Source organism: Xanthobacter dioxanivorans (assembly GCF_016807805.1).
Lineage (GTDB): Bacteria > Pseudomonadota > Alphaproteobacteria > Rhizobiales > Xanthobacteraceae > Xanthobacter > Xanthobacter dioxanivorans.
Map to the genome: position 1 here is coordinate 867,392 of NZ_CP063362.1, position 26,884 is coordinate 894,275.

Here is a 26,884-nt window from a genome sequence, read left to right on the forward strand (position 1 = left end):
CCTTCTTAGTGGTGGGCCGTGCTCGCGGCGGGAGCGTGAGTGGCGGCGGGCGCGGCGGCAGGGGCATGCCCGTGGCCGTCGCTGTTCCAGGGGTCCTGCCAGGTCTGCGGCGTGACCTCGTGATTTTCCTCGTGATCGGCGATGCACAGATTCGCGAGGCTGAAGATCAGCTCCCGCGTGCCCCGGTAGCCCACCATCTGGCGATGGCCCGCGCCGATGCGATCGAACATGGGAATGCCGATGCGGTGGAACGGGATCTTGAGCCGCTCCGCCGCCTGCCGTCCGTGCGAATGGGTCAGGAGCAGGTCGCAGCCGCGCTCCTTCGCCAGCGTCTCGAGATCCTCGAGGTCGCCGAGGAGCACCTCGTCCGCCGGCAGGTGCTCGAACGCGGGCGACTGGGTGGTGGTCACCGCCGCCGTGATGTGCGCCCCCATCTCGTGCAGCATGGTGGCCACGTCGACGAGCAGGTCCGGCTCGGCGCCGATGGCGAGCTTGCGACCGCCAAGATGGAAGTGCGCGTCGAGCATGGCATCCACCAGCTGACCGCGCTGGCGCCGATACTTGCGCGGCACCTCGCGGCCCGAGATCTCGCTGAGGAACATGAAGAATTCGTCGTTGGGCCCGAGGCCGCACAGCCGCTCGAACAGGCGATAGGGTACGCCGGCCTTCTTTTGCATGGCCTCCGCCGCCGCGCGCATCTGCGCGCCGATGGCGATGGTCCACGCTGCCTCGCCCATGGTCGCCACCTCTTCCACGCCGATGCCCCCGATGGTGGTCGGGGTGAAATCGTCGGGAATATGCCCGTCCAGGGAGCCCGCGAGGTCCGGAAGGAACGAGGCCTCTAGCCCGAAATCCTCGAAGATGGTGCGCAGCTCGTCGAGATCGCCGGGGGAAAGATGCGAGCCCGGCAGCACGTTGACGCGCTTCGCGTCGCGCACCACGTCCGGCGCCGGCTTCTCCACCAGCACGTCGATCATCTTCGCGACGGTCTTGCCCCACCCGTCCTGGAAGGCATCCTTGAAGTCGGGGGTGGAGACATAGACCATCGGAAAGTCGGCCAGCTGGGGATACTTGTCGCGCACCATCTTGATGTAGCCGTCCACGTCGTCACCCTTGGTCTCGGTGACGCCGGTGGAGCAAATGCCGATGATCTCCGGCTTGGTGCGGTTGTAGATGTTGAGGATCGCCTGCTCGACATTCTCATAGCCGCCGAGCACGGTGGCGACCTCGCTCATGGCCGTCGTCTGCAGCGGGATCGCCTCCTTGAAGTGCCGCACGAACAGCACCAGGCCGAACGAGGTGCAGCCCTGCGAGCCGTGCAGCAGCGGCATGGCGCCCCTGAGGCCCATGAAGGCGAGCGCGCCGCCGATCGGCTGGCTCATCTTCAATGGGTTGACGGCACAGGATTTCTTTCCCTGGACGAACTTGGCCATGGCCGCCTCCTATTCCGCGGCCACGAGGGTGACCGGCGCGCCGGGCGGGGCGACCAGCACGTCCAGCATCTCCTCGATCCGCTCGCCGCACTTGCCGCAGCCGGAGGCGGCGGCGGTGCGGGCCGTGACCTCGGCGAGGTTGGACGCGCCGGCGCGAACCGCATCCTCGATGGCGCCCACATCCACGCTCTTGCAATTGCAGACCTTCTTCGCGCGGCGCGCGGCCTCGGCCAGGACCGGATCCGCCGGCACCGGCGCGCCGGCGACGCCCAGCGCCTCGAAGATCTCCTCGATGCGGCCCGAGCACGCCCCGCAGCCGCCGGAGGCGTTGGTGTGGGCCTTCACGCCCTCCACGGTGGTGAGACCGTGGGCCTTGATGGCATCCTCGATGGTGCCGAGGTCCACGCTCTTGCAGTTGCAGATCTTCTTGGCGCGCCGCGCCTTCTCGGCCGCGACCGGATCCGCGGCCAGCGCCGCGGCTTCCGCCTCCATCTGCGCGATGGCACGATTCTGCCAGTTGTTGGCCGGATTGTCCCACGGGGCGGGCTTGCGCACCTGCTCCCAGATGGGGTTGTAGAGCGCCTTGTCGATCTCCTCGACCAGCTTCACCATGCCCACGTAACCCATGTAGGCGTGGTGGCGCTCCTGGTTGATGTCGAGCCAGGGCATCGCCGCCTTGAGGGCGATGAACTGCGAGCGGCCGCCCGAAAGCATGATGTCGGCCTTCGCGTCCTTGAGCATCTTGTACATTTCGCGCGGCGTCATGTCGTCGATCATGTGGGCGTCCTGCCCCATGAGCTCCTTGATGCGCTCCTTGTCCTCCTTGGTGGACTTCTTGACCGAAGTGCCCACCAGCTCGAGGCCGGCCTCCTGCAGCGCCGCCACCACCGACCAGGACTTCACGCCGCCGGTGATCAGCAGCACCTTCTTGTCCTTGAAGCGGGGCTTGTACTTGGCGATGGCCGCCCAGGCCTTCGCCTCCTCGCGTTCGATCAGCGCCTCGGTGCGGTCCATCAGCTCGGGATCGGCGCCGCGCTCGATGAGCATGCGGGCGATCTCGCGGAGCGAATCCGACGAATCCTGGATGCCGTAGAAGGAGCCCTCGAAGAAGGGAATGTCGTAGCGCTCCTCCATCTTGCGGGCGACGTTGATCATCGCCTTGGAGCACACCATCATCGCCGCCTTGGCGCGGTGCGAGGAGGCGACATCCTTGTAGCGCCCGTCGCCGGAGATGCAGGCGAGGATGCGGATGCCGAGCTCGTCAAGCAGCGGCTTCACCTGCCAGAGCTCGCCGGAAAGGTTGTATTCGCCGATGATGTTGATGTCGTAGGGCGTGGTGTATTCCGGCTCCTCGGTGCCGATGACATGCTGGAGGATGGCTTCTCCGGCGAGCTTGTTGCCGAGATTCTTCGGGCCGGCAAAGCCCGGCGAATTGATCGGGATGACCGGCGTGCCGAACTTCTCCTTCGCCGCCTTGCAGACCGCGTCGATGTCGTCGCCGATCATGGCGGGCACGCAGGTCTGGTAGACGAAGACGGCCGGCGGGTTATACTTCTCGATGATTTCCTTGATGGACTTGAACAGGCGCTTTTCACCGCCGAACACGACATCGGTCTCGTTGATGTCGGTGGTGAAGCCGGTGCGCCAGAGATTCGAGCCGGAGGACTTGGCGCCGCGATTGTCCCAGGAATTGCCTTCGCAGGCGATGGGGCCGTGCACCAGGTGGGCCACGTCGGTCAGGGGCTGGAGGGCGATCTTCGCCCCGTCGAAGGCGCAGCCGCCGGCGGCGCCGCCGGGCTGGAGCTGCTTGGTGCACCCCTTCTTCTTTTCCGCCTCCGATTTGTTCTGGTTCTTCGCACAGCTGGGCTCGTTGAAGACTTCCTGAATCGTGGCGGAAAGCGAGCTCATGGATCTCTCCTTCGACAAGCGGGCTGTGTAAAGATCTGGATTTCGAAAACGGCGGCTCCCGTTCGATCCGGCCCGGGTGGGGCCCCGGGCCGGATCGATATCTTCAGGCTTCTGCGATCAACGGATGATGTCGAACGAGTAGTCCGTCTTGGCCGGCACGATGGTGTTCTGGTCGATCGTGTCGAAGATCTTGTCGAGGATGGTGATCAGAACGTTCATGCCGCCCTGATAGCCCCACACCGGACGACGGTGGTGGTGGTGACGGTCGAACACCGGGAAGCCGATGCGGATCAACGGAGTGCCGGTGTCGCGCTCGAGATACTTGCCGTAGGTGTTGCCGATCAGGAAGTCCACCGGCTCGGTGAAGAGCAGCGAACGCATGTGCCACAGATCCCGGCCGGGATAGACTTGGCAATTCTGGCCGAACGGCGAGCTGTCGAACAGCTCCTGCATCTTGTCGGCCCACTTCTTGTTGCCATTGGTGGCAAGCACGTGGGTCGGCTCGGCGCCGAGCTCGAGCAGGAAGCTCGCGAGACCCATGCACAGGTCCGGATCGCCATAGATGGCGAACTTCTTGCCGTGGATGTGCGCGTTGGAATCGGCGATGGCATCCACCAGGCGGCCGCGCTCCCGGGCGAGCTCCTCGGGGATTTCCTTGCCGGAGATGCGCGAGATCGCCATGAGGAATTCGTCGGTGCCCTTCACGCCCACGGGGTGGTTGAAGGCGACGACTTCCTGGCCATGATTGGCGATGAACGGCAGCGTCTTCTCGGTGCAGTATTCCTGCATGGAGATGGTGGCCTTGGCATGGAGCGCGTTGGCCGCCTCCTCCAGCGTGGTGCCGCCGTCATACATGCGGAACTCGCCGTCGGTGGGGGTGTCCCACACTTCGGAATTGTCGGCGAGGATGGTGTATTCCACGCCCATCAGGCCGAACAGGCGCTTGACTTCGCGCAGGTTGCCGACGGTGTAGCCGTCGAAGCCGCCGATGAAGTTGATCTTCTCGTTGGGGACGCGATCGAGCTTGGGCGCCGTGCCGGCCTTGCCGTCCCAGAAGTGCTCGAAGATGCCCTTCATGACGTTGTCGTAGCCGGTGATGTGGCTGCCGACGAACGCCGGGGTATGGGCGAACGGGACGTCGTACTCGGCCGGGACCGAGCCCTTTTCCTTGGCGGTCTTGATGAAGGCGTTCAGGTCGTCACCGATGACTTCCGCCATGCAGGTGGTGGAGACCGAGATCATCTTCGGCTTGTACATGTTGTAGGTGTTGGCGAGGCCGTCGATCATGTTGTTGAGGCCGCCGAACACCGCCGCGTCTTCCGTCATGGAAGAGGACACGCAGGAGCTGGGCTCCTTGAAGTGACGCGAGAAGTGCGAACGGTAGTAGGCGACGCAACCCTGCGAGCCGTGCACGAAGGGAATGGTCTCCTCGAAGCCCACGGCGGCGAACACCGCGCCGAGCGGCTGACAGGCCTTCGCCGGGTTCACCGTGAGGGCTTCGCGGGCGAAGTTTTTTTCCTTGTATTCGGGCGTCTTGGCCCACTCGCGGACGCGCTCGACTTCGGCGGGATCGCGGGGGTTCTCGAACAGCTTCTTCTTGTTGGCCAGCATCTGCTGGTACTCGGGACCGCGGAACAGCTCGAAGTGATCGAGCACGTTATCTGCATTCTGTGGCATCTCGAACCCCTATGGGTGGGTCAAACGGATCAAGCCCGCCGGGTGCCCCTCCCCGCATGGGGAGGGGCGTCGGGCTCAGGCGCTCACTCGGCCGCGAGCAGGCCCGGCTGTGCCGGAGCCCGCTTCCACGGAGCCTTGGTCATCTTCCAGACGGGGGAGTTGATGGCCATGTCCATGTCGCGGGCGAAGATGGCAAAGCCGTCATAGCCGTGATACGGGCCGGAATAGTCCCAGGAATGCATCTGCCGGAACGGCACACCCATCTTCTGGAACACGTACTTTTCCTTGATGCCCGAGCCGACGAGATCGGGCTGGATCTTCTCGACGAACTTCTCGAACTCGTAGCCGGTCACGTCGTCATAGATGATGGTGCCATCCTTGACGTAGTGCTGGGCGGTGCGCTGATAGTCGTCGTTGTGGCCGAATTCGTAGCCGGTGCCGACCACTTCCATGCCGAGGTCCTCGTAGGCGCCGATCACGTGACGGGGACGCAGGCCGCCCACGTACAGCATGACGGTCTTGCCCTCGAGGCGCGGGCGGTACTTGGCGATGACCGCGTCCATCAGGGGCTGGTACTTCGCGATCACGCGCTCCGCACCCTCCTTGATCTTGTCGTCGAAGTAGCCGGCGATCTTGCGCAGCGACTCGGCGATCTTGGACGGGCCGAAGAAGTTGTACTCGCACCACGGAATCCCGAACTTCTCTTCCATGTGGCGGGAGATGTAGTTCATGGAACGGTAGCAGTGCAGGACGTTCAGCTTCGCCTTCGGGGTCGCCTCGAGCTCGGCGAGCGAGCCGTCGCCGGACCACTGGGCGATCACGCGCAGGCCCATCTCCTCGAGGAGGATGCGCGAAGACCAGGCGTCACCGCCGATGTTGTAGTCGCCGATGATGGCCACGTCATACGGGGACGGGTCGAAGCGGGGAGCCGCGTTCGGGTCCATCTTGTCGAACACCCAGTCCCGGATCGCGTCGTTGGCGATGTGGTGGCCGAGCGACTGGGACACGCCACGGAAACCTTCGCAGCGCACGGGCACGATGGTCTTGTTGTCGTATTCCTTCGACTTGGCCTTGGACACGGCCTCGATGTCGTCGCCGATGAGGCCGATCGGGCACTCGGACTGCACCGTGATGCCGTTGTTGAGCGGGAACAGCTCCTGGATTTCGTCCATGATCTTGGCGAGCTTCTTGTCGCCGCCGAAGACGATGTCCTTTTCCTGGAAATCGGAGGTGAACTGCATCGTCACGAAGGTGTCGATACCGGTCGTGCCGATGTAGTAGTTGCGGCGGGCGGCCCAGCTGTACTGGCCGCAGCCCACTGGGCCATGGGAGATGTGGATCATGTCCTTGATCGGACCCCACACCACGCCCTTGGAACCGGCATACGCGCAGCCGCGGATCGTCATCACGCCCGGGATGGACTTGATGTTCGACTTCACGCCGCAGTCGGACTTGCCGGCCTCGTGGACGTTGAGGTGCTTCGCGCGGCGCTTCGCGGTCTTCTCGGGATAAACCTTGAGAACTTCCGCGATGAGTTCCTTGTTACGCGCCTTGATTTCAGCAACGCTTTGCGGTTGGGCCAAGCTCATTTCGCAATCTCGCTCTCGTTTGGAATGCCGTGTAGGCCGGCCTCGAAATGGAGGCCGGCCCGTGTGACAGCGTCAGCCGACGGCGAGCTCGGATGCGGTCTTTCCGACCTGGCTCTCGTCGACGGCCTTCATGATGCCGTGCTCCATCAGCATGTCCTCGAGCTCGTCCATGGTGATGGGGGTCGGGATGATGCCGTTGCCGGCATTGCCGTGAACCTTGGTCGCAAGGTTCCGGTAATGCTGCGCCTGGCCGCTGTCCGGCGCATACTCGATCACCGTCATGCGGCGCAGCTCCGCGTGCTGCACGATGTTGTCGCGCGGCACGAAGTAGATCAGCTGCGTGCCAAGCTTGGCCGCAAGCGCTTCCGCAAGCTCCAGCTCCTTGTCGGTCTGGCGCTCGTTGCACACCAGCCCGCCCAGGCGCACGCCGCCGGAGTTCGCATACTTCAGGATCCCCTTCGAGATGTTGTTGGCCGCATACATGGCCATCATCTCGCCCGACATGACGATGTAGATTTCCTGCGCCTTGTTCTCGCGGATCGGCATGGCGAACCCGCCGCACACCACGTCGCCAAGAACGTCGTAGGACACGTAGTCGATGTCCTCGTACGCGCCGTTCTCCTCAAGGAAGTTGATCGAGGTGATCACGCCGCGGCCGGCGCAGCCGACGCCCGGCTCCGGACCACCAGACTCCACGCAGCGGATGTCCTGGAAGCCCACCTTCATCACGTCCTCGAGCTCGAGGTCTTCCACCGAACCCGCGTTCGCGGCCAGCGAAAGGATGGTGTCCTGCGCCTTCGCGTGCAGGATCAGGCGCGTCGAATCCGCCTTCGGGTCGCAGCCCACGATGAGGATCTTGTGGCCCATCTGCGCAAGCGCAGCCAGGGTGTTCTGGGACGTGGTGGACTTGCCAATGCCACCCTTGCCGTAAAACGCGATCTGTCGCAGCGACATCTTGCTCTCCTTCGAACCTGGAGCCGAGCTTCGGTTCTGTCCGGGACGGATGTGGCGCGCGGTAGCGACACATTCGCGGACGTTGCACTCCGGCGCGGATGCGGACGTGGGCCGCTGGAGGGCCCACAAGCCAGCAACCTGGCGCCTGCAATAGGAGTTAGCAACGACTGTGCCATCCACCGGCTGTCATTTTTTCCTTTATAAATCAAAGGCTTATTTGATGTGTCGGAGCCAATTCCGGCGTGTTGAAAACCCGACACTGGCCTTTCGTGGCCGACACGGCAGTTTAGGGCTGTTTGAAACAGGACACTCCGGCGGCGGCATCCGCGGCTGGCAGGAAGATGACAATGGCTTTGGATTTCCATCGGGCCGGCGACGGTCCGGGCCGCCCTGCCCTGCCCTCCCGCGGCGCCGGGGGCGCCCCGCTGGGGCCGACGGAATTGCCGTCGCATCGGGACCGGCAATTGAAGGAAGGTTCGACATGCCGACCATGCGTGCCTTCGGCGTCGCGAGGGGAGAGGGGAGAGGGGAGAGAAGAGAGAAGGGTCGGCGGTGCCGGCGCAGGGCGCGGGCGCAAATCCGGCCGAGACCCGGGGCCGGTCCACACAGGGAACAGGCCGGCGTGCATGTCAGGAGCCTCGCGGGAGCCGCTCGTCGGCGCATTGCCCGACACCCGCGAGGGCGGCCGGATGCGCTGCCCGGATCCATGGCCAGCTCGCCCGACGCCGGCGGGCGCGGGACCCGATGAGCCTGCCAGGCAGGCTCATCGACGCCTGCTCTAGCCGATCAATTCCTGGGCCTTGCTCAGGGCCGCGACGAAGCGGTCCACTTCCTCGCGCGTATTATAGAGACCGAACGAGGCCCGGCAGGTGGCGGAGACACCGAACCGCTCCAGCAGCGGCATGGCGCAATGGGTGCCCGCGCGCACGGCGATGCCGTCATTGTCGATCAGCGTCGCGAAGTCGTGCGCGTGCCCGCCCTTGATCTCGAAGGAGATGATGGCGCCCTTGTCCTTGGCCGTGCCGATGATGCGCACCGAATTGAGCTCGCCCAGCCGCTCCTGGGCGTAGCGGGTCAATTCCGCCTCGTGCGCGCGGATGCGGGCCTTGCCGATGGACTCGATATAGTCCAGCGCCGCCCCGAGGCCGGCGGCCTGGACGATGGCCGGGGTGCCGGCCTCGAAGCGGTGCGGCGGATCGCCGTAGGTGATGGTGTCCTGCCGGACTTCGCGGATCATCTCGCCGCCGCCGTTGAAGGGCGGCATGGCCTCCAGGTGCTCGTACTTGCCGTAGAGCGCGCCGATGCCGGTGGGCCCGTAGAGCTTGTGGCCGGTGATGATGTAGAAGTCGCAGTCGAGGTCCTGCACGTCCACGTCGAGGTGCACGGCGCCCTGGGAGCCGTCCACCAGAACCGGGATGCCGCGGGCATGGGCGATCTGCACCACCTCCTTCACCGGGACGGTGGTGCCGAGCACGTTGGACATCTGGGTGATGGCCACCATCTTGGTGCGCTCGGTGAGCAGGGCCTCGAACGCCTCCATGAGGAAGTTGCCCTCGTCGTCCACCGGCGCCCACTTCAGCACCGCGCCCTGGTTCTCGCGCAGGAAGTGCCACGGCACGATGTTGGCGTGGTGCTCCATGATGGACAGGACGATCTCGTCGCCCGGCTTGATGCGGGCCTTGCCGAAGGTGGCGGCGACGAGGTTGATGGCCTCGGTGGCGCTGCGGGTGAAGACGATCTCCTCCGGCCGCGCCGCGTTGAGGAAGCGCTGCACCCGGGCGCGCCCGCCCTCATAGGCCTCGGTCGCGGCATTGGCGAGATAGTGCAGGCCGCGATGCACGTTGGCGTATTCGCAGGTGTAGACCTGCTGGATGCGGTCGAGCATCTGCCTCGGCTTCTGAGCCGAGGCGCCGTTGTCCAGATAGACCAGCGGCTTGCCGTTCACCTTGAGGTCGAGGATGGGAAAATCCTCGCGCACGCGCATCACGTCGTAGCCGCCGTTCGAGACGGCGGGATGCAGGGGGGCGTGGGCAGCATCACTCACTCCCGCCCGAGCAGCCAGGCTTGCGTCGCGTCCGTGAGGGCCGTGCGCACGCCTTCGTTGCCGATGGCGTCCACCACCTCGCCGACAAAGGCCTGGATCAGCAGGGCCTCCGCTTCCTTGGCGGGAATGCCGCGGGACATGAGGTAGAAGCGCAGCTGCTGGTCGAGGGTGCCGGTGGTGCAGCCATGGCCGCACTGCACGTCGTCGGCGAAGATCTCCAGCTCCGGCTTGTTGCAGGCCTCGGCGGTCTCGGTGAGCAGCAAGGCGCGGCTCAGCATGCGGGCGTCGGTCTTCTGCGCCGCCTGGCGCACCGCGATCTTGCCCTGGAAGATGTCCTGGGACGAGCCATCGAGGACGGCACGGAAGGATTCCCGGCTTTCGCCGGCGGGCGCCGCATGGTCCACCGAGAGCAAGGTGTCCGCGTGCTGCTTGCCGGCCAGCAGGCTGACGCCGCCCATGTGGGCGGAGATCGCCTCCCCCGCCAGATGCAGCAGCAGCTGGTTGCGCACCACCGCGCCGCCGGTGGTGAAGAAGGTGTTGGAAAACCTGGCGTGCGCGTCGACCCGGGCGAGCAGCGTGGCGAGATGCACCGCGTCCGACCCCTCGGTGGTGATCTTCACCCGCTCGACGCTCGCGCCGGCGCCCACCACCAGCTCCAGCGCCGTGTTCACTTGGTAGGCGACGCCGGCTGGCCCCTCATGGCTCTCGATGAGGGTGAGGCTGGCCTCGTCCTCCACCACGACGAGGGACCGGGTGAAGGTGGCGACAGGGGTTGCCTCCGTGGTCACGCAGACCAGCTCGATGGGCCGCGCGATGACCGCACCCCTGGCCACGTGCACCACCACGCCGTCGCCCATGAGCGCGGTGTTGAGGGCGAGCACCGCGTCGGCGGACGACACCGTCTTGCCGAGATGGGCGCTGACCAGCGCGTCCCCGTCCGACAGGGCCTGCGCCATGGCGCGGATGGACAGGCCGGGCTCCAGGGCGGCGAGATCCGACAATTCGGGCACGAAGGCGCCGTTGACCAGAACCAGCCGGCGCGCCCCGAGGCCCGCGAGCATGGCGCCGGCCGTCGCCGCCTGGGCCTTGGCCTGCGCATCCGGAGGCGTCGCCAGCGGCTTGGCGTCCCGCATGAGGGCGCGCAGGTCGGTATAGCGCCAGGCCTCCACCCGGCGGTGCGGCAGGCCGGCATCGGCGAACGTGTCGAAGGCGGCGGCGCGCTGGGCCGCCACCTCCCGCCCGCCCGGAAGGGCGGTGCGCGCGGCCGCGAAGGTTTCGGCCAGGGCCAGCTCGGCGCTGGTCTTCAAGGGACGGATCGGGGCAGAGGTCTGGGCTGCCATGGGATCACGCCGCCTCGTTCTGGTATTGCGCGTAGCCGGTGGCCTCCAGCTCGAGGGCGAGCTCCTTGCCGCCGGAATGCACGATGCGGCCGGCGGAGAAGACGTGCACCACGTCCGGCACGATGTAGTCGAGCAGGCGCTGGTAGTGGGTGATCACCAGCATGGAGCGCTCGGGCGAGCGCATGGCGTTCACGCCGTTGGACACCACCTTCAGGGCGTCGATGTCGAGGCCGGAATCCGCCTCGTCGAGCACGCACAGATAGGGCTCCAGCAGCATCATCTGCAGGGTTTCGTTGCGCTTCTTCTCGCCGCCGGAGAAGCCCACGTTCACCGGGCGCTTCAGCATGTCGGCGTCGATGCCGAGGGTCTTGCCCAGCTCGCGCACCTTGCGCACCAGTTCCGGCGAGGTGAACTCCACCTCGCCGCGCTTGCGGCGCTGGCTGTTCACCGCCGTGTGCAGGAACGCCATGTTGGAAACGCCGGGGATTTCGAGCGGATATTGGAAGCAGAGGAACAGGCCCTGAGCCGCCCGCTCGTCGGGCGACAGCGCCAGCAGGTCGACACCGCGGAAGAGCACCTCGCCGCCGGTGATCTCGTAGCCGGGCTTGCCGGAGAGCACGTAGGAGAGCGTGGACTTGCCCGCCCCGTTCGGCCCCATGATGGCGTGAACCTCGCCCGGATTGATGGTGAGGTTCATCCCGTTGATAATCTTGCGCCCCCAGCGATCTCGGCATGGAGGTCCTTGATTTCGAGAAGGGGAGCCATGATGAAGATCCTCTGGTTCTTGTTGCCCGGCGATTAAAGGAAGAAGGCAGCGTCAGCCGACACTGCCTTCCAGGCTGATGGAGATGAGCTTCTGCGCCTCCACGGCAAACTCCATGGGGAGCTGCTGGAGCACGTCGCGCACGAAGCCGTTGACCACGAGGGCGACGGCGTCTTCCTGAGTGAGGCCGCGCTGCATGCAGTAGAACAGCATGTCCTCGGAGATCTTCGAGGTGGTCGCCTCGTGCTCGAACTGGGCGGTCGGGTTCTTCGCCTCGATGTAGGGCACGGTGTGCGCGCCGCACTGGTCGCCGATGAGCAGCGAATCGCAGTTTGTGAAGTTGCGGGCTCCTGCCGCCTTCCGATGCGCCGACACGAGGCCGCGATAGGTGTTGTTGGAGCGTCCCGCCGAGATGCCCTTGGAGATGATCCGGCTCGAAGTGTTCTTGCCGAGATGGATCATCTTGGTGCCGCTGTCCACCTGCTGGCGGCCATTGGAGATGGCGATGGAGTAGAACTCGCCGGAAGAGCCGTCTCCGCGCAGCACGCAGCTCGGATACTTCCAGGTGATGGCCGATCCGGTCTCCACCTGGGTCCAGGAGATCTTGGAGTTCTTCCCCCGGCAGTCGCCGCGCTTGGTCACGAAATTGTAGATGCCGCCCTTGCCCTCGGCATCGCCGGGGTACCAGTTCTGCACCGTCGAATACTTGATCTCCGCGTCGTCGAGGACCACCAGTTCCACCACCGCGGCGTGCAGCTGGTTCTCGTCGCGCATGGGCGCGGTGCAGCCTTCGAGATAGGAGACGTAGGAGCCCTTGTCGGCGATGATCAGCGTGCGCTCGAACTGCCCGGTATTCTTCTCGTTGATGCGGAAATAGGTCGACAGCTCCATCGGGCAGCGCACGCCCGGCGGGATGTAGACGAAGGACCCGTCGGAGAAGACCGCAGAGTTCAGCGTCGCATAGTAATTGTCGGTGGTCGGCACCACGGAGCCGAGATACTGCTTCACCAGTTCCGGATGCTCGCGCAGGGCTTCCGAGATGGGCATGAAGATCACGCCCGCCGCCTTCAGCTCCTCCTTGAAGGTGGTGGCCACCGAGACGCTGTCGAACACCGCGTCCACCGCGATCTTCGGCCGCTCGCCCTCGGGGATCTCCACGCCGGCGAGGATTTCCTGCTCGCGCAGCGGAATTCCCAGCTTCTCGTAGGTCTTCAGGATCTCCGGGTCGACCTCGTCGAGGGACTTCGGCGCCTTGAACTGCTTCGGCTGGGAGAAGTAATAGAGGTCCTGATAGTCGATCTGCGGGAAGCTCACCCGCGCCCATTCGGGCTCCTGCATGGTGAGCCAGCGGGCATAGGCGTCAAGCCGCCACTGGAGCATCCATTCGGGCTCTTCCTTCTTGGCGGAGATGAAGCGGATCACCTCCTCGGACAGGCCCTTGGGCGCCTTCTCGGATTCGATCAGCGTCTCGAACCCGTATTTGTACTGGTCGACGTCGATGGAGCGAACCTGTTCGACTGTGTCCTGTACGGCCGCCATATGTCCCTCCGTTCAACTTGCCAGCGGCGGCGCGCCCGCGAACCGGGCGGCGCACTCCGCAGATGAGGGCTGCTCGCCCCCTGAAGCCGATGGTCCCGCGCCCCGCAACGGGGCGCATCCGGCCGCGACACGATCGGGGAGGGGAGACGGTCCATCCGCCACCTCTCGCCTTCAGGCCACCGGATGCGTTCGTCGAACGCTGCCCGGCGGCGGGCCCGGGACCGCGCGAAAAGGCGCGGCCGGGGCCGCCCGCCATCAGGCCGTCAGGCCGGAACGCAGGTGTTCTCGACCGGGCACACGACCGCGCACTGCGGGGTCTCGAAGCTACCCTCGCACTCCGTGCACTTCTTCGGATTGATGATGTAGGTGTCGTTCTTCAGGCTGATGGCGGCGTTCGGGCATTCGAACTCGCAGGCGCCACAGACGGTGCACTGGGACGTAATGATCTTGTAGGCCATGGGCTAGCTCCGCGCTGTGCAGATGATGGCAGGCCCCCATCCCTTTCAAGCACTGTGCCAGCCGCCAACCCATTGAATTAGAATTATTATTTTTCGCCCCAGCCCTTCAGCGCGCTGTCGCTCCCCCGACAACGTGTCGCAAGTGCGACAGCGCGCGTGTCGCGATCAGAAGCGCTTGATCTCAACGTCGTGCTTCTTCAGGGCGTAGCCGATCTGGCGCGGCGTGAGGCCCAGCAGGCGCGCCGCCTTGGCCTGCACCCATCCGGCGCGCTCCATGGCGTCCACCAGCCGCTCGCGCTCCGACAGGTCCTCGTCGTTCACGGCGGCCCGCACCGGCTGCGGCGCCGGCACGAGGGGCGCCACCGGCAGGCGGGTGATGGCGTTGGAATTGGCCGGCTCGGCGCCCACCGGCGGATGGGACGGGATCACCGGCAGCGGGATATCCACCGGACGGCGCGTCGGCGCCTCCGCCGGGCTCCGCCACAGCAGGGCCGAGAGGCATTCGTTGTGGCGACAGGCGAAGTCGTCGCCGACGATGGAGCCGCCCTCGGCGAGGGTCGCCGTGCGCTGCACGCAGTTCTCGAGCTCGCGCACGTTGCCGGGGAAGCCGCAGCCCATGAGGACTTCCATGGCATCCGGATTGAAGGCCAGGTCGCGGCCGTTCTCGCGGTTGAAGCGGTCGAGGAACTCATTGGCGAGCAGCGGGATGTCGCCCCGGCGGTCGCGCAGCGAGGGAACGAGCACGGGGATGACGCTGATGCGGTAGTAGAGATCGGCGCGGAACTCGTTCTTGGCCACCGCCTCTTCAAGATTGCGGTTGGTGGCGGCGACCACGCGCACATTCACCTTCAGCGTGTGGCTGCCGCCGACCCGCTCGAACTCCTGCTCCTGCAGCACGCGCAGCAGCTTGGCCTGGAAGGACGGCGAGATCTCGCCGATCTCGTCGAGGAAGAGCGTGCCCTTGTCGGCCAGCTCGAAGCGGCCCTTGCGCGCGCCCACCGCGCCGGTGAAGGCCCCTTCTCGTGGCCGAACAGCTCGGATTCGAGTACCGATTCCGGCAGCGCCGCGCAGTTCAGCTTGATGAACGGTCCCTTGGCGCGCGGGGAGAGCTCGTGGATCGCCTTGGCGATGAGCTCCTTGCCGGTGCCGCTCTCGCCGCGCAGCAAGACGGGCGAATGGGACTTGGCGACGATCATGATCTTGTCGAGCAGGGAACGGATCTCGCGGCTTTCGCCGATGATGCCGTCCACATAGACGCGCTTGCGCTCGCGGCCGACCGCCGGCTTGAGCTCGGAAAGCTCCTTCTGCAGCCGTCCGCTCTCGGCCATCAGCCGCTCGCGGTCGCGCGAGACCACCCGATGCAGCTGCACCGTCTGGCCGATGAGATTGGCCACCATGGTGAGGAAGCGCACATCGGAATCGAGCCGGAAGACGGAGCGTCCGTCCCACACCCGGTCAATGGTGAGCGTGCCGATGACACGCGAGGCGACCCGGATCGGCACCCCGATGAAGGACACCCGCGTATCCTCGCTCGCGCCCATGGCCGCGGCATCCGCCGCATTGAAGGCGGGATGGGACGCGACATTCTCGGCGATCAGCGGGACCGCGGTGGCGATCACCTGGCCGATGGCCTTCTCCGGCAGGCGCGCGCGGTACCGCGCATCCGTGCCCTCGTTCCAGCCGGCGCCGACGGTGATGTCGGGAATGCCGTCGTCCTCGAGCAGCGAGATCACGCCATGGCGCATCTGCATGAAGGACGACAGAAGATTGACGACGCTCGACAGGGTGGTTTCGAGGCGGTTCGGCGCCGTCAGGATCTTCGAGATTTCGTAGATGCCCGTGAGCGCGACATCGCTCAGGGAGACGAGGGGAACGTGCGCGCGAGGCTGCTCACGCTCGATTTGCAACGCTTCGTGCTGGACCATGGTGCTGTCTCCATCACCCCAGGCTCTCCATCCCACCGTTTTTGTATGATTAGCGACACTTTGATTTAGTTTCATTCTGATGTCGTGCCCAAGGTAAAGGCAAAAGTTGGCGCAGCTTTAGGCAGTTTGTTGCAAACGTCTATCGGTGCGCCGAAATCCGCCAAGATCCGGCCAGAAACGCCGCCGGGATTGTCGGGAAAGGGACGAAATGTCTCAGGTGTCGAAAAAAGATTTCGCTTTGCGAAATCATCCACGGCAGGCCTTGCCGTAACTTTCCTCAATGCGGCGGAAATAAAGGCGCACCGGGAGCCGGTGGGGACGGCGCGGCTCAGGCCCAAGGCCGAGGCCGAAACCGCCGAGGCCGAAACCGCCGGGGCCGGAACAGCTGGGGCCGGGGGCGTGCCGGCCCTGGCGGAACACTCTTGAGATCCCCGTCTGGAATCAAACCGGCTCGGGGATTTCAGGACGGATCGCGATTGTCCGGAAGGAACATGGCGAGCCGCGCCGCCGCGGCGGCGTCGTCTTCCGACCGCAGCACCTCGGTCATGTCCACGTCGCCGAGCGGACGGAAGAAGAGGAAGCCCTGCGCCAGCTCGCAGCCTTTCTCCCACAGGAAGCGCGCCTGGCCCACCGTCTCCAGTCCCTCCGCCACCACCTTCATGCCGAGGTTGCGCCCAAGCTCGATCACGGCGCAGACGATGGCGGTGTCGAAGGCGTCGCTCTCGATGTCCTTCACGAAGCTCTGGTCGATCTTGATGGTGTCGATGGGCAGCTGCTTCAGGTGGATGAGGCCGGCATAGCCGGTGCCGAAATCGTCGAGGGCGATGCGCACGCCGGCCCGGTAGAGGTCGTCGAGGATGGGCGCCACGTGGTCCGAGCTGCGGCCGAGGAAGACCGTCTCGGTGATCTCCACGTCGAAATGGGACGGCTCCACCCCCGCCGCATGGAACTGGCGCAGCAGGGTCGAGGCGAGGTCGCGGTGGGTGAACTGGGCCGGCGACAGGTTGATGGCCACCCGGCCGCAATCGTAGCCGGCCTCGATCCAGCCCCGCACGTCGCTGCTCACCCGGCGAACCATGCGTTCGCCGATCATCACCGCCAGCTCGGGGTCGGTAAGCGCGGCCTCGAAGGCCGAGGGCGACAGCACGTTGTGCGGCGAGCGCCGCCAGCGCACCAGGGCCTCGAGCCCGGCGATGCGCCCGGTGGTGAGCGAAACCTTGGGCTGGTAGAACGGAATGATCTCGTCGTCGGCGAGGGCCGCGATCATGGCGCGGTTCAGCGCCACCCGCTCCGCCACCACCTGCCGCATGGCGGGGGTGTAGACCACGGCGCGGTTGCGCCCCTGCTGCTTGGCGGCATAAAGGGCGAGGTCCGCGTCCTTCATCAGCTCGCCATATTGGTTGTCGTGGTCCGGACAGACCGCGAGGCCGATGCTGGCGCGGGTGGAGAAATGCCGGCCGGAATGGGCGAACGGCCGGCGCAGCTCGGCCAGGATGGAGTGGGCGAGCCGGCGCCCGGCCTCGACCGGATCGGGTCCCTCCACCACCGCCACGAACTCGTCGCCGCCGAGGCGGGCGAGGATGCCGCGCTGGTCGAGCAGCGTGTCCAGGCGATTCGCCGTCTCCATGAGCACGGCATCCCCCGCGTCGTGGCCGAGGGTGTCGTTCACATCCTTGAGGCCGTCGAGGTCGATGAGCAGGATGCAGATCCCCTCGTCGGACCTGCGGCGGGCCATCGCGGCGCTGAGGCTGTCGTGGAAGGCCGCCCGGTTCGGCAGCCCGGTGAGGGCATCGTGGGTGGCGTCGTGGCGCGCCTGCTGCTCCGCCACCAGGCGATCGGTCACGTCGACGATCGCCGCAATGACGCTGGGTGACGGCTCGCCGGACGCAAGCGCCGCGGCGATCACCACCCGCCGCTCGCTGCCGTCGGCGAGCCGGATCGAGGTTTCGAAGTCGGTGACCGATCCCTCGGCGTCGATCCGGTGCCGGAACTCCTCGGCCACGGCGGGGGCCAGGCAGGTTTCGCACAGCCCCGCGGGACGATCGAGCGTTCCGCCGGGGCGGAAGAAGCGGCGGGCCGCCTCGTTCGCCTTGATGGTGCGTCCGTCCTTCATCCTCGCCACCACGAGGGGAACCGGCACCGCCTGGAAGGTGTTCTCGAGGACGTTCTCGCTCGCCTGCAGGCGCTGGTTGGCGTCGCGCTCCGCCCGCACCGCGTCCCAGTACTGGCGCTCCATGCGGTTCGTGCGGGACACGAGCAGGATCAGCGTCGCGTTCAGCACCGCCACCGCGAGGCCGAGCCCGGTCGCGAACTGCCACCCCACCATCGAATCGAGATAGCCGTAGAGCAGCAGCAGGCTACAGCCGATGCCGCCGCCCACCTGCCACACGAACGGCACCGGCACCGCCAGATAGAAGACGGTGGGCAGCAGCATGACGACGAACAGGGCCAGATCGCTCTGGGAGCTGACCAGCACCGCCACGCCCAGGGCCGTACCCCACTGCCACAGGATGTAGATGGCGTCCGTCGTGCGCACCGACGCCGCGAACTGCACCGCGATCAGGCAGACGAGCGACAGCGCCACCACGGCGAATCGCGACAGCACCGCGACGTAGAAGTGGGCGGTCCCCGCGAAGCGCCAGTCGCTCAGCAGAAACAGCGAATTCAAAATGACCGAGGTGGCGAACAGGATGCGCGCGTTGCGGCGGCTTTCGTCCAGCCGATCCAGGCGGAACAGGGCTTCGCGCACACGGTCGACGAATTCGCCGCCGACTGCCGTAAGCCGCAGATCGTCCGCGCCCGGTGATTGCCCCGGACGCGCACCCGGATGCGATGTGCCCCTCATCAGGAAATTCTAGCAAGGAGCCAGATCATCGCGCCAGCCTTCTGAGCGATCCGCGATCCGAATTAAGTGGTTGCATTTCAGGAATCTATCGCTCGCGGGTAGACTGTTGCCGCAGCCCCCTTCCGCACCGGCGGCCGGCCATCCACCTGTCGCCTCGCGCCGGCCCGCGGCGCAGGCTATATGCGGTCGGACGAGCGGCGTGCCTCGCCGTGGCCTGGGGAGGGTGACACATGCTGGATGGTAAACGCATCCTCCTGTGCATGGGCGGCGGGATCGCCGCCTACAAGTGCCTGGAGCTGATCCGCCGGCTGAAGGAGCGGGGGGCGGCCGTCCGCCCCATCCTCACCGGGGCCGCGCAGCATTTCGTCACGCCCCTGTCGGTGGGCGCCATCACCGGCGAGCGGGTCTTCACCGACCTGTTCGATCTGACCGCCGAGCACGACATCGGCCACATCCGCCTCTCCCGCGAGGCGGATCTCGTGGTGGTCGCGCCGGCCACCGCCGACCTCATGGCGAAGATGGCGCACGGCTTCGCCGACGATCTCGCCTCCACCGCCCTTCTCGCCACCGACAAGCCGGTGCTGATGGCTCCGGCCATGAACCCGCGCATGTGGGTGCATCCCGCCACCCGGCGCAACGTGGCGCAGTTGCGCGCCGACGGCATTGTCATGGTGGGACCCAATGCCGGCGCCATGGCCGAGCGGGACGAGTTCGGCGAAGGCCGCATGGCCGAGCCGATGGAAATCCTCGCCGCCATCGAGGCCCATTTCGCCGTCGCCGCCGCGCCCCTGCTCAAGGGCCGGCGCATCCTCGTCACCTCCGGGCCGACCCATGAGCCCATCGATCCGGTGCGTTACATCGCCAACCGCTCGTCCGGCAAGCAGGGGCACGCCATCGCCGCCGCGGCCCGCGCGGCCGGGGCGGAGGTGGTGCTGGTCAGCGGCCCGGTGGAGGTGGCCGATCCGCGCGGCGTCAGGGTGGTCCGCGTGGAGAGCGCGCGGGCGATGATGGCGGCGGTGGAGGAGAACCTGCCCGTCGATGCCGCGGTTTTCGCCGCCGCGGTCGCCGACTGGCGCGTCGCCGATGCCGCGGAACAGAAGATCAAGAAGGACGCCGGCGGGGCGCCGGCGCTCCATCTGGTGGAGAATCCAGACATCCTCGCCACAGTGTCGCGGCACCATACCCTGCGCCCGCGCCTGGTGGTGGGCTTCGCCGCCGAGACCGAGACGGTGGTGGCCCACGCCCAGGCCAAGCGGGCGCGCAAGGGGTGCGACTGGATCGTCGCCAACGACGTCTCGCCGGCCACGGGAATCATGGGCGGCGACAGCAACACCGTCCATCTGGTGACCGCGGCGGGCGTGGAGGATTGGCCCTCGGCGACGAAGGGAGAGGTGGCCCGCCACCTGGTGGCGCGAATCGCCGCCGAGCTGTCGGGAGGCGCCGCATGAACACCCCCTCCTCCACCCGCCCCTGGTCCGCATCCAGCGCCTGCCACACGCCGGCGACCTTCCCCTTCCCGCCTATGCGACGCCCGGCGCGGCGGGGCTCGACCTCGTATGCGCCGCGCCGGCGGATGCGCCGGTCGTCATCGCGCCCATGGGCTACGCCGCCATTCCCACCGGCTTCGCCCTCGCCTTGCCGGAGGGCTACGAAGGCCAGGTGCGGCCGCGCTCGGGCCTTGCCCGCAACCACGGCGTCACGGTGCTCAACGCGCCGGGAACGGTGGACAGCGATTATCGCGGCGAGGTGCTGGTGCTGCTGGTGAATTTCGGCCCGAAGGCGTTCGAGGCGGCGCGCGGGATGCGCATCGCCCAGCTCGTGGTGGCGCCGGTCTGCCAAATAATGCTGGAAGAATCCGGAAATTTGAGCGAAACTGCACGCGGTTCCGGTGGTTTTGGCTCCACAGGCCTCGGGATGCCGTTATTAAAGAAATAGCTACATTCAGATGCCGCGTTTATCCGACAAGAGCCTCCTCGCCATCGCTGCCGTGGTCGACGTGGCCGTGCACGCGCGAGGGGCGCCGGTGGCCGCCAAGGCGCTCGCGGCCCGCCACGGCCTGCCGCCCCGCCGGCTCGAACCGGTGCTCCAGGCGCTCGTCCATGCTGGCGTCCTCAAGGGCGTGCGCGGGCCGCGCGGCGGCTACGAACTGGCGCGCGAGCGCCGGCGGGTCTCGGTGGCCGAGATCGTCCGCGTGGTCGAAGGCGCCGAGGAGGAGAAGGAGATCGTCCTGCCCCCCCTCGTCACCGAGGTGGTGCAACCGGCGGTCGCGTTCGCCGAGGACACGTTCGACACCGCCCTCGACGGCGTGACCCTCGAGGATCTCTGCCGCACGGCGGATGAAAAGGGCCATGGCTCCGAGCACGATCGCATCGATTTCGCCATCTGATCGCTTTCGCCTTTAATCGATATCGCCATTTACAAGCGGATCGCGCGTCGCGCGACCCGGCGGCCACACAAGAGGAGATCGCCCATGGCCGAAGCTGCCGCAAAGATCGTGCCTGCCGCGTTCCCGCGCCCGGGACGCGGCCGCGTCTACGATTCCATCACAGAGACCATCGGCAACACGCCCCTGGTCCGCCTCAAGCGCCTGCCGCAATTGCGCGGCGCCAAGGCCGAAATCCTGGCCAAGCTCGAATTCTTCAATCCCATCGCCAGCGTGAAGGACCGCATCGGCGTCGCCATGATCGATGCCATGGAGAAGGCCGGGGCGATCGATCAAGACACCGTCCTGGTGGAGCCCACCTCCGGCAACACCGGCATCGCCCTCGCCTTCGTCGCCGCCGCGCGCGGCTACCGGCTGATCCTGGTGATGCCCGAGAGCATGTCGGTGGAGCGGCGCAAGATGCTGGCCCTGCTCGGCGCCGAGCTGGTGCTGACCCCGGCCAACCTGGGCATGAAGGGCGCCGTCGCGCGCGCCGAGCAGCTCATCGCCGACTTGCCCAAGGCGGCGATGCCGCAGCAGTTCAAGAACAAGGCGAACCCCGAGGTCCACCGCCGCACCACGGCGGAGGAGATCTGGAACGACACCGACGGCAAGGTGGATGCGGTGGTGGCCGGCGTCGGCACCGGCGGCACCATCACCGGCATCGGCGAGGTGCTGAAGCCGCGCAAGCCGTCGCTGCGCATGATCGCGGTGGAGCCCGAGGATTCCCCGGTGCTGTCCGGCGGCCCTCCCGGCCCGCACAAGATCCAGGGCATCGGCGCCGGCTTCATTCCGGAAGTGCTCGACCGTTCCATCATCGACGAGGTGGTGACGGTGGGCAACCAGACCGCCTTCGACACGGCGCGGGCGCTGGCCCGCTACGAGGGCATTCCCGGCGGCATCTCCTCCGGCGCGGCGGTGGCCGCGGCGCTGGAGATCGCGGTGCGCGACGACATGGCCGGCAAGACCGTGGTGGCCATCGTTCCCTCCTTCGCCGAACGCTACCTCTCCACCGCCCTGTTCGAGGGTCTCTGAGGCCGGGCCGCCGCCGGCTCACGCGGGCGGCGGCTTTGCCTTCCCTGGCCCGGCCACGCCGGCCCGCGTCCCCAGCCGGGCCAGGCGCAGCAGCGCCGCGTGGCGCACCGGGTCGTAGGCGGCATCCCCCGCCCGCGCCGCCTTGCGCGCCTGGCGCAGCGCCCGGGCGATGCCGGCCGGGCAGCCGCAGAAGAGCACCAGCCCCGGCAGCTGCCGCAGCACCTGCTCCTTCGCCTCCTCGCAGCGAAATGCGAGGAGGCGCGGATGGCGCATGTCCAAAGGTTGCATGATCGAGCCTCCCGTGAGGCCGGCATGCTCGCCCGCCGCACGGTGCAGGGGATAAAAATCCTACTTTCGCGCCACCCCTGAGCTCGGCTGAATACCAGTAATTTGTTGTGATTATTATATCTTTCCTGAAGGCTCCGGGCATGGCCCGCCAGGATCTATCCCCCTCCCCTTGAACACTCGCATGATGCGTGTAGGAATATTTCCCTACAACGAGGGGTTTCATGCATCATCTCGTATCCTCTCCCTCCGTCGGCGCGTCCGCTGATGCCGACGGCCCTTGCGGCGCGGACCTCGCGACCGGCTCGCGGACGTCCTACCGGGTGATCACGGCCCTCGTCGCCGCCGCCACCGGCGTCAGCGTCGAGGTGCTGCTGGCGCGGCATCGGTGCACCGCCCCGGTGGCCGCCGCCCGACAGCTCGCCATGTATCTTGCCCATGTGGCGCTGGGGCTCACCCAGACGGAAGTGGCCCTCGCCTTCGGCCGCGACCGGACCACCGTCGCCCATGCCTGCCGCCGCATCGAGGATCTCCGCGACCAGGCCGCCTTCGACCGCAAGGTGGCCCGGATGGAGGAATGCCTGCGCTGGGTCATGGAGCGCTGAGGAATGGCCCGGCGCACCTCCCCCTCCCGCCCCGGCGCGGAGACCTCGCCCGCGCGCAATCTCGCGGAAAGCCCCCTCGCCTGGCTGGCGCGGCGATCCCTGGTGGATGCCACCCAGCTCACCGCCGGCGAACGCCTGCGGGCGGACTTCACCCGCGCCCAGCTCACCCCGCGCGTGACCAGCCGCTGGACCGAGGTGGCCGGATCGGGCACCCCTGAAACCTTCAGCGACATGGTGCTGACGGCCAAGCTCCGGGTCTCCCGAGCGGTCACGGCGGTGGGACCGGAGCTGTCCGGGGTGCTCCTCGACGTCTGCTGCTTCCTGAAGGGCCTGGAGCTGGTGGAGCGCGAGCACGGGTGGCCGGCACGCACCGCCAAGGTGGTGCTCGGCCTCGCCCTCGACCGGCTGGCGACCCATTACGGGCTGGCCCGCGCCGCCCATGGCCGCCCCCGCGCGCCCCTGCGCAGCTGGCACGCCGCGCCGGAGCCGGACGGCGGCGACACCGCGTCCGCCACGTCCTGATGTCGTCAGGTCAACCGAGGGCGTGCGCCGCGGCGCGGATGACGTCGAAGGCCGCGGCCACATCGGCCTCGGTCGTCTCCATGGAACCGGCCTGGAAGCGGATGGCGAAGCGGCCGTCCACCCGCGTCGGCGTGAGGTAGATGGCGCCGCCGTCGTTGATGACCCGCAGCAGGGCCAGGTTGTGGACCTCGAGGTCGCGCCCGTCGCCGGGATCATGCCGGAAGGAAAAGAGCGAGAGCACCGGCTCGGAGGCGAGCGCGAAGCCCGGCTCCGCCGCAAGCCTCGCCGCCAGATCCTGCGACCAGCGCACGTGGTCGCGGATCATCCCGCGCAAGCCCTCGAGCCCGTGCGCGCGCAGCACGAACCACAGCTTCAGCGCCCGGAAGCGCCGGCCGAGCTGGATGGTCCACTCGCTGAAATTGACGATGTCGTCCTGGCCGTGCGTGCGCAGGTATTCCGGCTGGATGGCCATGGTGCGCAGGTGGTCGTCGATGCTGCGGACGAAATGCGCCGAGCAGTCGAACTGCACCCCGAGCCACTTGTGCGGGTTGAGCACGATGCTGTCGGCCCCCTCCGCCCCCGCCCAGAGGGTGCGGAACTCGGGGCAGATCATGGCCGTGCCCGCCCAAGCGGCATCCACGTGGACGAACAAACCGTGCCGGTGCGCCACCTCCACCACGGCGGCCACGTCGTCCATGGCGCCGATGCTGGTGCCACCGACGCAGGCCACCACGCCGGCCGGCCGGAAGCCGGCGGCGAGATCCGCGCGGATGGCCGCCTCCAGCGCCGCCGGCACCATGCCGCGCAGGCGGCCGGCGGTGGGGATGCGGATGAGATTGTCGGCGCCGATGCCGGAGAACCACGCCGCCCGGTCGATGGAGGAATGCACCTCCCCCGAGGCGTAGACCCGCAGGCGCGGCGCGCCGGACAGCCCGGCCTGGTTGCCGGTGAAGCCCAGCGCCCGCTCGCGCATGGTCAGGAAGGCGCACAAGGTGGCGGAGGACGCCGAATCCTGGATCACCCCGGTGAAGTCCGCCGGCAGCCCCACCGCCTGGCGCAGCCAGTCCAGGGCCACCTGCTCCAGCTCGGTGGCGGCGGGGGAGGTCTGCCAGAGCAGGCACTGGGCGCCCATGGCCGAGGTGAGGAACTCGGCGATGACGCTGGCCGGGCTCGCATTGGCCGGGAAATAGGCGAAGAAACGCGGGTGCTGCCAGTGGGTCATGCCGGGCACGACGATGCGCTCGAAGTCGGCGAAGATGTCGGCCATGGGCTCGGCCGCTTCCGGGGGCGTGGCCGGCAGCGCCGCCGCGATCTCGCCCGGCGCCGTGCCGGCGCGCACCGGCTTTTCGCGCAGCCCCGCCCGATAGCGCGCGGCGAAGTCCGCCGCTTCATGCGCCCAGTGGCGGAAATCCTCCCCGTCCATGCCTCGACCCCTTGCCTGCGACCGCCGCTGCGGGGGACATAGCCGACTTCAGCGGCGCAGGAAAATCGCGGGGCCGCGCCCCATCCGGCGGTATCCCGCCCCTTGCCGCTCCGGCAGGCGTGATGCTCCGGCGCGGGAAAGGCCTTTCCCCCAGGCGTGCGGCGATCTAAGACGACCGACAGCTTTGGGCGCCGGATCGAAGCCATGGCGCCCCGAATAAGAGGCAAGAGAGGACATGCCCCAGTACCGCTCCCGCACCTCCACCCATGGCCGCAACATGGCCGGCGCCCGCGGCCTGTGGCGCGCCACAGGCATGAAGGACGGGGATTTCGGCAAGCCCATCATCGCGGTGGTCAATTCCTTCACCCAGTTCGTGCCGGGGCACGTGCACCTGAAGGACCTCGGCCAGCTGGTGGCGCGCGAGATCGAGAAGGCCGGCGGCGTCGCCAAGGAATTCAACACCATCGCGGTGGATGACGGCATCGCCATGGGCCATGACGGCATGCTCTATTCCCTGCCGTCCCGCGAGATCATCGCCGACAGCGTGGAATACATGGTCAACGCGCACTGCGCCGATGCCATGGTCTGCATCTCCAATTGCGACAAGATCACCCCCGGCATGCTGATGGCCGCCATGCGCCTCAACATCCCGGCCGTGTTCGTCTCCGGCGGGCCCATGGAGGCGGGCAAGGTGCTGCTCTCCACCGGCGAGAAGAAGGTGGACCTCATCGACGCCATGATCGCGGCGGCCGACGAGAAGGTCTCCGACGCCGACGTGCAGGTGATGGAGCGCTCCGCCTGCCCCACCTGCGGCTCGTGCTCCGGCATGTTCACCGCCAATTCCATGAACTGCCTCACCGAGGCGCTCGGGCTGGCGCTGCCCGGCAACGGCTCGGTGCTCGCCACCCATGCCGACCGCGAGCGCCTATTCGTCGAGGCCGGGCACCTCATCGTCGACCTCGCCCGCCGCTATTACGAGCAGGACGACGCCAGCGTGCTGCCGCGCTCCATCGCCACGTTCAAGGCGTTCGAGAACGCCATGACCCTGGACATTTCCATGGGCGGCTCCACCAACACGGTGCTGCACCTGCTCGCCGCCGCCAACGAGGGCGAGGTGCCCTTCACCATGGCCGACATCGACCGCCTATCGCGCGCGGTGCCGGTGCTGTGCAAGGTCGCCCCCGCCGTGGCCAACATCCACATGGAGGACGTGCACCGCGCCGGCGGCATCATGGCCATCCTCGGCGAGCTGGATCGCGGCGGCCTCATCCACACCGACCTGCCGACCGTGCATTCCGCCACCATGGCCGACGCGCTGGAGCGCTGGGACGTGGCCCGCACCAAGAGCGAGAGCGTCACCACCTTCTTCCGCGCCGCGCCCGGCGGCGTGCCCACCCAGGTGGCGTTCAGCCAGGCGCGCCGCTGGGACGACCTCGACCTCGACCGCGAGGCCGGCGTCATCCGCGACGTGGCGCATGCTTATTCCAAGGATGGCGGCCTTGCCGTGCTCTACGGCAACATCGCGCTGGACGGCTGCATCGTGAAGACGGCGGGCGTGGACGCCTCCATCCTCACCTTCACCGGCAAGGCCCGCATCTTCGAGAGCCAGGACGCGGCGGTGGAGGCCATCCTCTCCACCGGGCGCATCACCCCCGGCGACGTGGTGCTGATCCGCTACGAGGGGCCGCGCGGCGGGCCGGGCATGCAGGAGATGCTCTATCCGACCTCCTACCTGAAGTCGAAGGGCCTCGGGAAGGCCTGCGCGCTGGTCACCGACGGCCGCTTCTCCGGCGGCTCCTCGGGCCTGTCCATCGGCCATTGCTCGCCGGAAGCGGCGGAAGGCGGCGCCATCGGCCTCGTGGAAGAAGGCGACACCATCGAGATCGACATCCCCAACCGGGTGATCCGGGTGGCGGTGTCCGACGAGGTGCTGGCCGAGCGCCGCGCCGCCATGGACGCCAAGGGCGACGCCGCCTGGAAGCCTTCGAGCCGCAAGCGCGTGGTCTCCCAGGCCCTCCAGGCCTACGCCGCCCTCACCACCTCCGCCGCCCGCGGCGCGGTGCGCGACGTGAGCCGCCTCAGGCGCTGAGGTTTCGCCTCAGCCACCATATGGGGCC

General features: G+C 67.3%; 20 protein-coding genes and 2 pseudogenes. 7 read left to right on the plus strand and 15 right to left on the minus strand.

Annotation, left to right across the window (positions count from 1 at the left end):
- Window positions 1-5 precede the first annotated feature (5 nt).
- From nifN to EZH22_RS04270, 13 genes and pseudogenes are all read right to left on the minus strand, one after another.
- A complete protein-coding gene (gene nifN, locus EZH22_RS04210; RefSeq protein ID WP_203194520.1) occupies window positions 6-1,433 on the minus strand; it encodes a nitrogenase iron-molybdenum cofactor biosynthesis protein NifN in 1,428 nt (475 codons plus the stop codon).
- Window positions 1,434-1,442: 9 nt separating this feature from the next.
- Window positions 1,443-3,341 carry a nitrogenase iron-molybdenum cofactor biosynthesis protein NifE gene (gene nifE / locus EZH22_RS04215; RefSeq protein ID WP_203194521.1) on the minus strand — a complete coding sequence of 633 codons (1,899 nt, stop codon included), beginning with the start codon at window positions 3,339-3,341 and terminating at the stop codon, window positions 1,443-1,445.
- A 117-nt stretch (window positions 3,342-3,458) separates the two neighbouring features.
- On the minus strand, window positions 3,459-5,018 hold the full coding sequence (nifK, locus tag EZH22_RS04220) for a nitrogenase molybdenum-iron protein subunit beta (RefSeq protein WP_203194522.1): 1,560 nt from the start codon (window positions 5,016-5,018) through the stop codon (window positions 3,459-3,461).
- Between the two features lie 83 nt (window positions 5,019-5,101).
- Window positions 5,102-6,607, minus strand: coding sequence for a nitrogenase molybdenum-iron protein alpha chain (nifD, locus tag EZH22_RS04225; protein WP_203194523.1), 1,506 nt, complete (start codon window positions 6,605-6,607; stop codon window positions 5,102-5,104).
- Between the two features lie 72 nt (window positions 6,608-6,679).
- Window positions 6,680-7,561, minus strand: a complete 882-nt coding sequence (gene nifH, locus EZH22_RS04230; protein WP_203194474.1) for a nitrogenase iron protein — start codon at window positions 7,559-7,561, stop codon at window positions 6,680-6,682.
- Window positions 7,562-8,339: 778 nt separating this feature from the next.
- The gene (locus tag EZH22_RS04235) at window positions 8,340-9,581 is read right to left on the minus strand and encodes a cysteine desulfurase (protein WP_269902914.1); all 1,242 of its coding nucleotides are present in this window, start codon (window positions 9,579-9,581) and stop codon (window positions 8,340-8,342) included.
- A gap of 20 nt (window positions 9,582-9,601) precedes the next feature.
- A complete protein-coding gene (sufD, locus tag EZH22_RS04240) occupies window positions 9,602-10,945 on the minus strand; it encodes a Fe-S cluster assembly protein SufD (RefSeq protein WP_203194524.1) in 1,344 nt (447 codons plus the stop codon).
- A 4-nt stretch (window positions 10,946-10,949) separates the two neighbouring features.
- Window positions 10,950-11,639: pseudogene (gene sufC / locus EZH22_RS04245) on the minus strand (Fe-S cluster assembly ATPase SufC); the annotation flags it as partial.
- A 123-nt stretch (window positions 11,640-11,762) separates the two neighbouring features.
- On the minus strand, window positions 11,763-13,247 hold the full coding sequence (sufB, locus tag EZH22_RS04250; RefSeq protein WP_203194526.1) for a Fe-S cluster assembly protein SufB: 1,485 nt from the start codon (window positions 13,245-13,247) through the stop codon (window positions 11,763-11,765).
- Window positions 13,248-13,510: 263 nt separating this feature from the next.
- On the minus strand, window positions 13,511-13,705 hold the full coding sequence (locus tag EZH22_RS04255) for a 4Fe-4S binding protein (protein ID WP_138400548.1): 195 nt from the start codon (window positions 13,703-13,705) through the stop codon (window positions 13,511-13,513).
- A 165-nt stretch (window positions 13,706-13,870) separates the two neighbouring features.
- Window positions 13,871-15,630, minus strand: a pseudogene (gene nifA / locus EZH22_RS04260) (nif-specific transcriptional activator NifA).
- Between the two features lie 71 nt (window positions 15,631-15,701).
- Window positions 15,702-15,884, minus strand: coding sequence for a hypothetical protein (locus EZH22_RS04265; protein WP_203194527.1), 183 nt, complete (start codon window positions 15,882-15,884; stop codon window positions 15,702-15,704).
- A gap of 206 nt (window positions 15,885-16,090) precedes the next feature.
- Window positions 16,091-18,475 carry a putative bifunctional diguanylate cyclase/phosphodiesterase gene (locus tag EZH22_RS04270; RefSeq protein WP_203194528.1) on the minus strand — a complete coding sequence of 795 codons (2,385 nt, stop codon included), beginning with the start codon at window positions 18,473-18,475 and terminating at the stop codon, window positions 16,091-16,093.
- Window positions 18,476-18,705: 230 nt separating this feature from the next.
- Between EZH22_RS04270 and coaBC the strand changes: the two genes are divergently transcribed.
- The 4 genes from coaBC (at window position 18,706) to cysK (ending at window position 21,932) form a co-directional block, all read left to right on the plus strand.
- Window positions 18,706-19,923 carry a bifunctional phosphopantothenoylcysteine decarboxylase/phosphopantothenate--cysteine ligase CoaBC gene (gene coaBC / locus EZH22_RS04275; protein WP_203194529.1) on the plus strand — a complete coding sequence of 406 codons (1,218 nt, stop codon included), beginning with the start codon at window positions 18,706-18,708 and terminating at the stop codon, window positions 19,921-19,923.
- Between the two features lie 22 nt (window positions 19,924-19,945).
- Window positions 19,946-20,410: a dUTP diphosphatase gene (gene dut, locus EZH22_RS04280; RefSeq protein ID WP_203196375.1), complete on the plus strand. Its 465-nt coding sequence runs from the start codon at window positions 19,946-19,948 to the stop codon at window positions 20,408-20,410.
- A gap of 10 nt (window positions 20,411-20,420) precedes the next feature.
- Entirely contained in the window at window positions 20,421-20,861 is a 441-nt protein-coding gene (locus tag EZH22_RS04285) for an RrF2 family transcriptional regulator (protein ID WP_203194530.1), read from the plus strand.
- Window positions 20,862-20,945: 84 nt separating this feature from the next.
- A complete protein-coding gene (gene cysK, locus EZH22_RS04290) occupies window positions 20,946-21,932 on the plus strand; it encodes a cysteine synthase A (RefSeq protein WP_203194531.1) in 987 nt (328 codons plus the stop codon).
- A gap of 18 nt (window positions 21,933-21,950) precedes the next feature.
- Here the strand turns inward: cysK and EZH22_RS04295 are convergent, their stop codons facing one another.
- Window positions 21,951-22,220, minus strand: a complete 270-nt coding sequence (locus EZH22_RS04295) for a hypothetical protein (protein WP_203194532.1) — start codon at window positions 22,218-22,220, stop codon at window positions 21,951-21,953.
- A gap of 221 nt (window positions 22,221-22,441) precedes the next feature.
- Between EZH22_RS04295 and EZH22_RS04300 the strand changes: the two genes are divergently transcribed.
- Entirely contained in the window at window positions 22,442-22,822 is a 381-nt protein-coding gene (locus EZH22_RS04300; RefSeq protein WP_203194533.1) for a helix-turn-helix domain-containing protein, read from the plus strand.
- A 3-nt stretch (window positions 22,823-22,825) separates the two neighbouring features.
- Window positions 22,826-23,344: a DUF6456 domain-containing protein gene (locus EZH22_RS04305; RefSeq protein WP_203194534.1), complete on the plus strand. Its 519-nt coding sequence runs from the start codon at window positions 22,826-22,828 to the stop codon at window positions 23,342-23,344.
- A gap of 10 nt (window positions 23,345-23,354) precedes the next feature.
- On the opposite strand, the gene EZH22_RS04310 is transcribed toward EZH22_RS04305, so the two are convergent.
- Entirely contained in the window at window positions 23,355-24,767 is a 1,413-nt protein-coding gene (locus EZH22_RS04310; RefSeq protein ID WP_203194535.1) for a pyridoxal phosphate-dependent decarboxylase family protein, read from the minus strand.
- Between the two features lie 235 nt (window positions 24,768-25,002).
- On the opposite strand from EZH22_RS04310, the gene ilvD reads away from it, so the two are divergent.
- Complete coding sequence (gene ilvD, locus EZH22_RS04315) at window positions 25,003-26,856, plus strand: dihydroxy-acid dehydratase (RefSeq protein ID WP_203194536.1); 1,854 nt, start codon at window positions 25,003-25,005, stop codon at window positions 26,854-26,856.
- The last annotated feature ends 28 nt before the right edge of the window (window positions 26,857-26,884 follow it).

Bases quoted from the DNA above. Each gene is read 5' to 3' on its own strand.
- nifN (WP_203194520.1), bottom strand. From the start codon at position 1,433: ATGGCCAAGTTCGTCCAGGGAAAGAAATCCTGTGCCGTCAACCCATTG.
- nifE (WP_203194521.1), bottom strand. From the start codon at position 3,341: ATGAGCTCGCTTTCCGCCACGATTCAGGAAGTCTTCAACGAGCCCAGC.
- nifK (WP_203194522.1), bottom strand. From the start codon at position 5,018: ATGCCACAGAATGCAGATAACGTGCTCGATCACTTCGAGCTGTTCCGC.
- nifD (WP_203194523.1), bottom strand. From the start codon at position 6,607: ATGAGCTTGGCCCAACCGCAAAGCGTTGCTGAAATCAAGGCGCGTAAC.
- nifH (WP_203194474.1), bottom strand. From the start codon at position 7,561: ATGTCGCTGCGACAGATCGCGTTTTACGGCAAGGGTGGCATTGGCAAG.
- sufD (WP_203194524.1), bottom strand. From the start codon at position 10,945: ATGGCAGCCCAGACCTCTGCCCCGATCCGTCCCTTGAAGACCAGCGCC.
- sufB (WP_203194526.1), bottom strand. From the start codon at position 13,247: ATGGCGGCCGTACAGGACACAGTCGAACAGGTTCGCTCCATCGACGTC.
- EZH22_RS04255 (WP_138400548.1), bottom strand. From the start codon at position 13,705: ATGGCCTACAAGATCATTACGTCCCAGTGCACCGTCTGTGGCGCCTGC.
- EZH22_RS04270 (WP_203194528.1), bottom strand. From the start codon at position 18,475: ATGAGGGGCACATCGCATCCGGGTGCGCGTCCGGGGCAATCACCGGGC.
- coaBC (WP_203194529.1), top strand. From the start codon at position 18,706: ATGCTGGATGGTAAACGCATCCTCCTGTGCATGGGCGGCGGGATCGCC.
- EZH22_RS04285 (WP_203194530.1), top strand. From the start codon at position 20,421: ATGCCGCGTTTATCCGACAAGAGCCTCCTCGCCATCGCTGCCGTGGTC.
- cysK (WP_203194531.1), top strand. From the start codon at position 20,946: ATGGCCGAAGCTGCCGCAAAGATCGTGCCTGCCGCGTTCCCGCGCCCG.
- EZH22_RS04295 (WP_203194532.1), bottom strand. From the start codon at position 22,220: ATGCAACCTTTGGACATGCGCCATCCGCGCCTCCTCGCATTTCGCTGC.
- EZH22_RS04300 (WP_203194533.1), top strand. From the start codon at position 22,442: ATGCATCATCTCGTATCCTCTCCCTCCGTCGGCGCGTCCGCTGATGCC.
- EZH22_RS04305 (WP_203194534.1), top strand. From the start codon at position 22,826: ATGGCCCGGCGCACCTCCCCCTCCCGCCCCGGCGCGGAGACCTCGCCC.
- EZH22_RS04310 (WP_203194535.1), bottom strand. From the start codon at position 24,767: ATGGACGGGGAGGATTTCCGCCACTGGGCGCATGAAGCGGCGGACTTC.
- ilvD (WP_203194536.1), top strand. From the start codon at position 25,003: ATGCCCCAGTACCGCTCCCGCACCTCCACCCATGGCCGCAACATGGCC.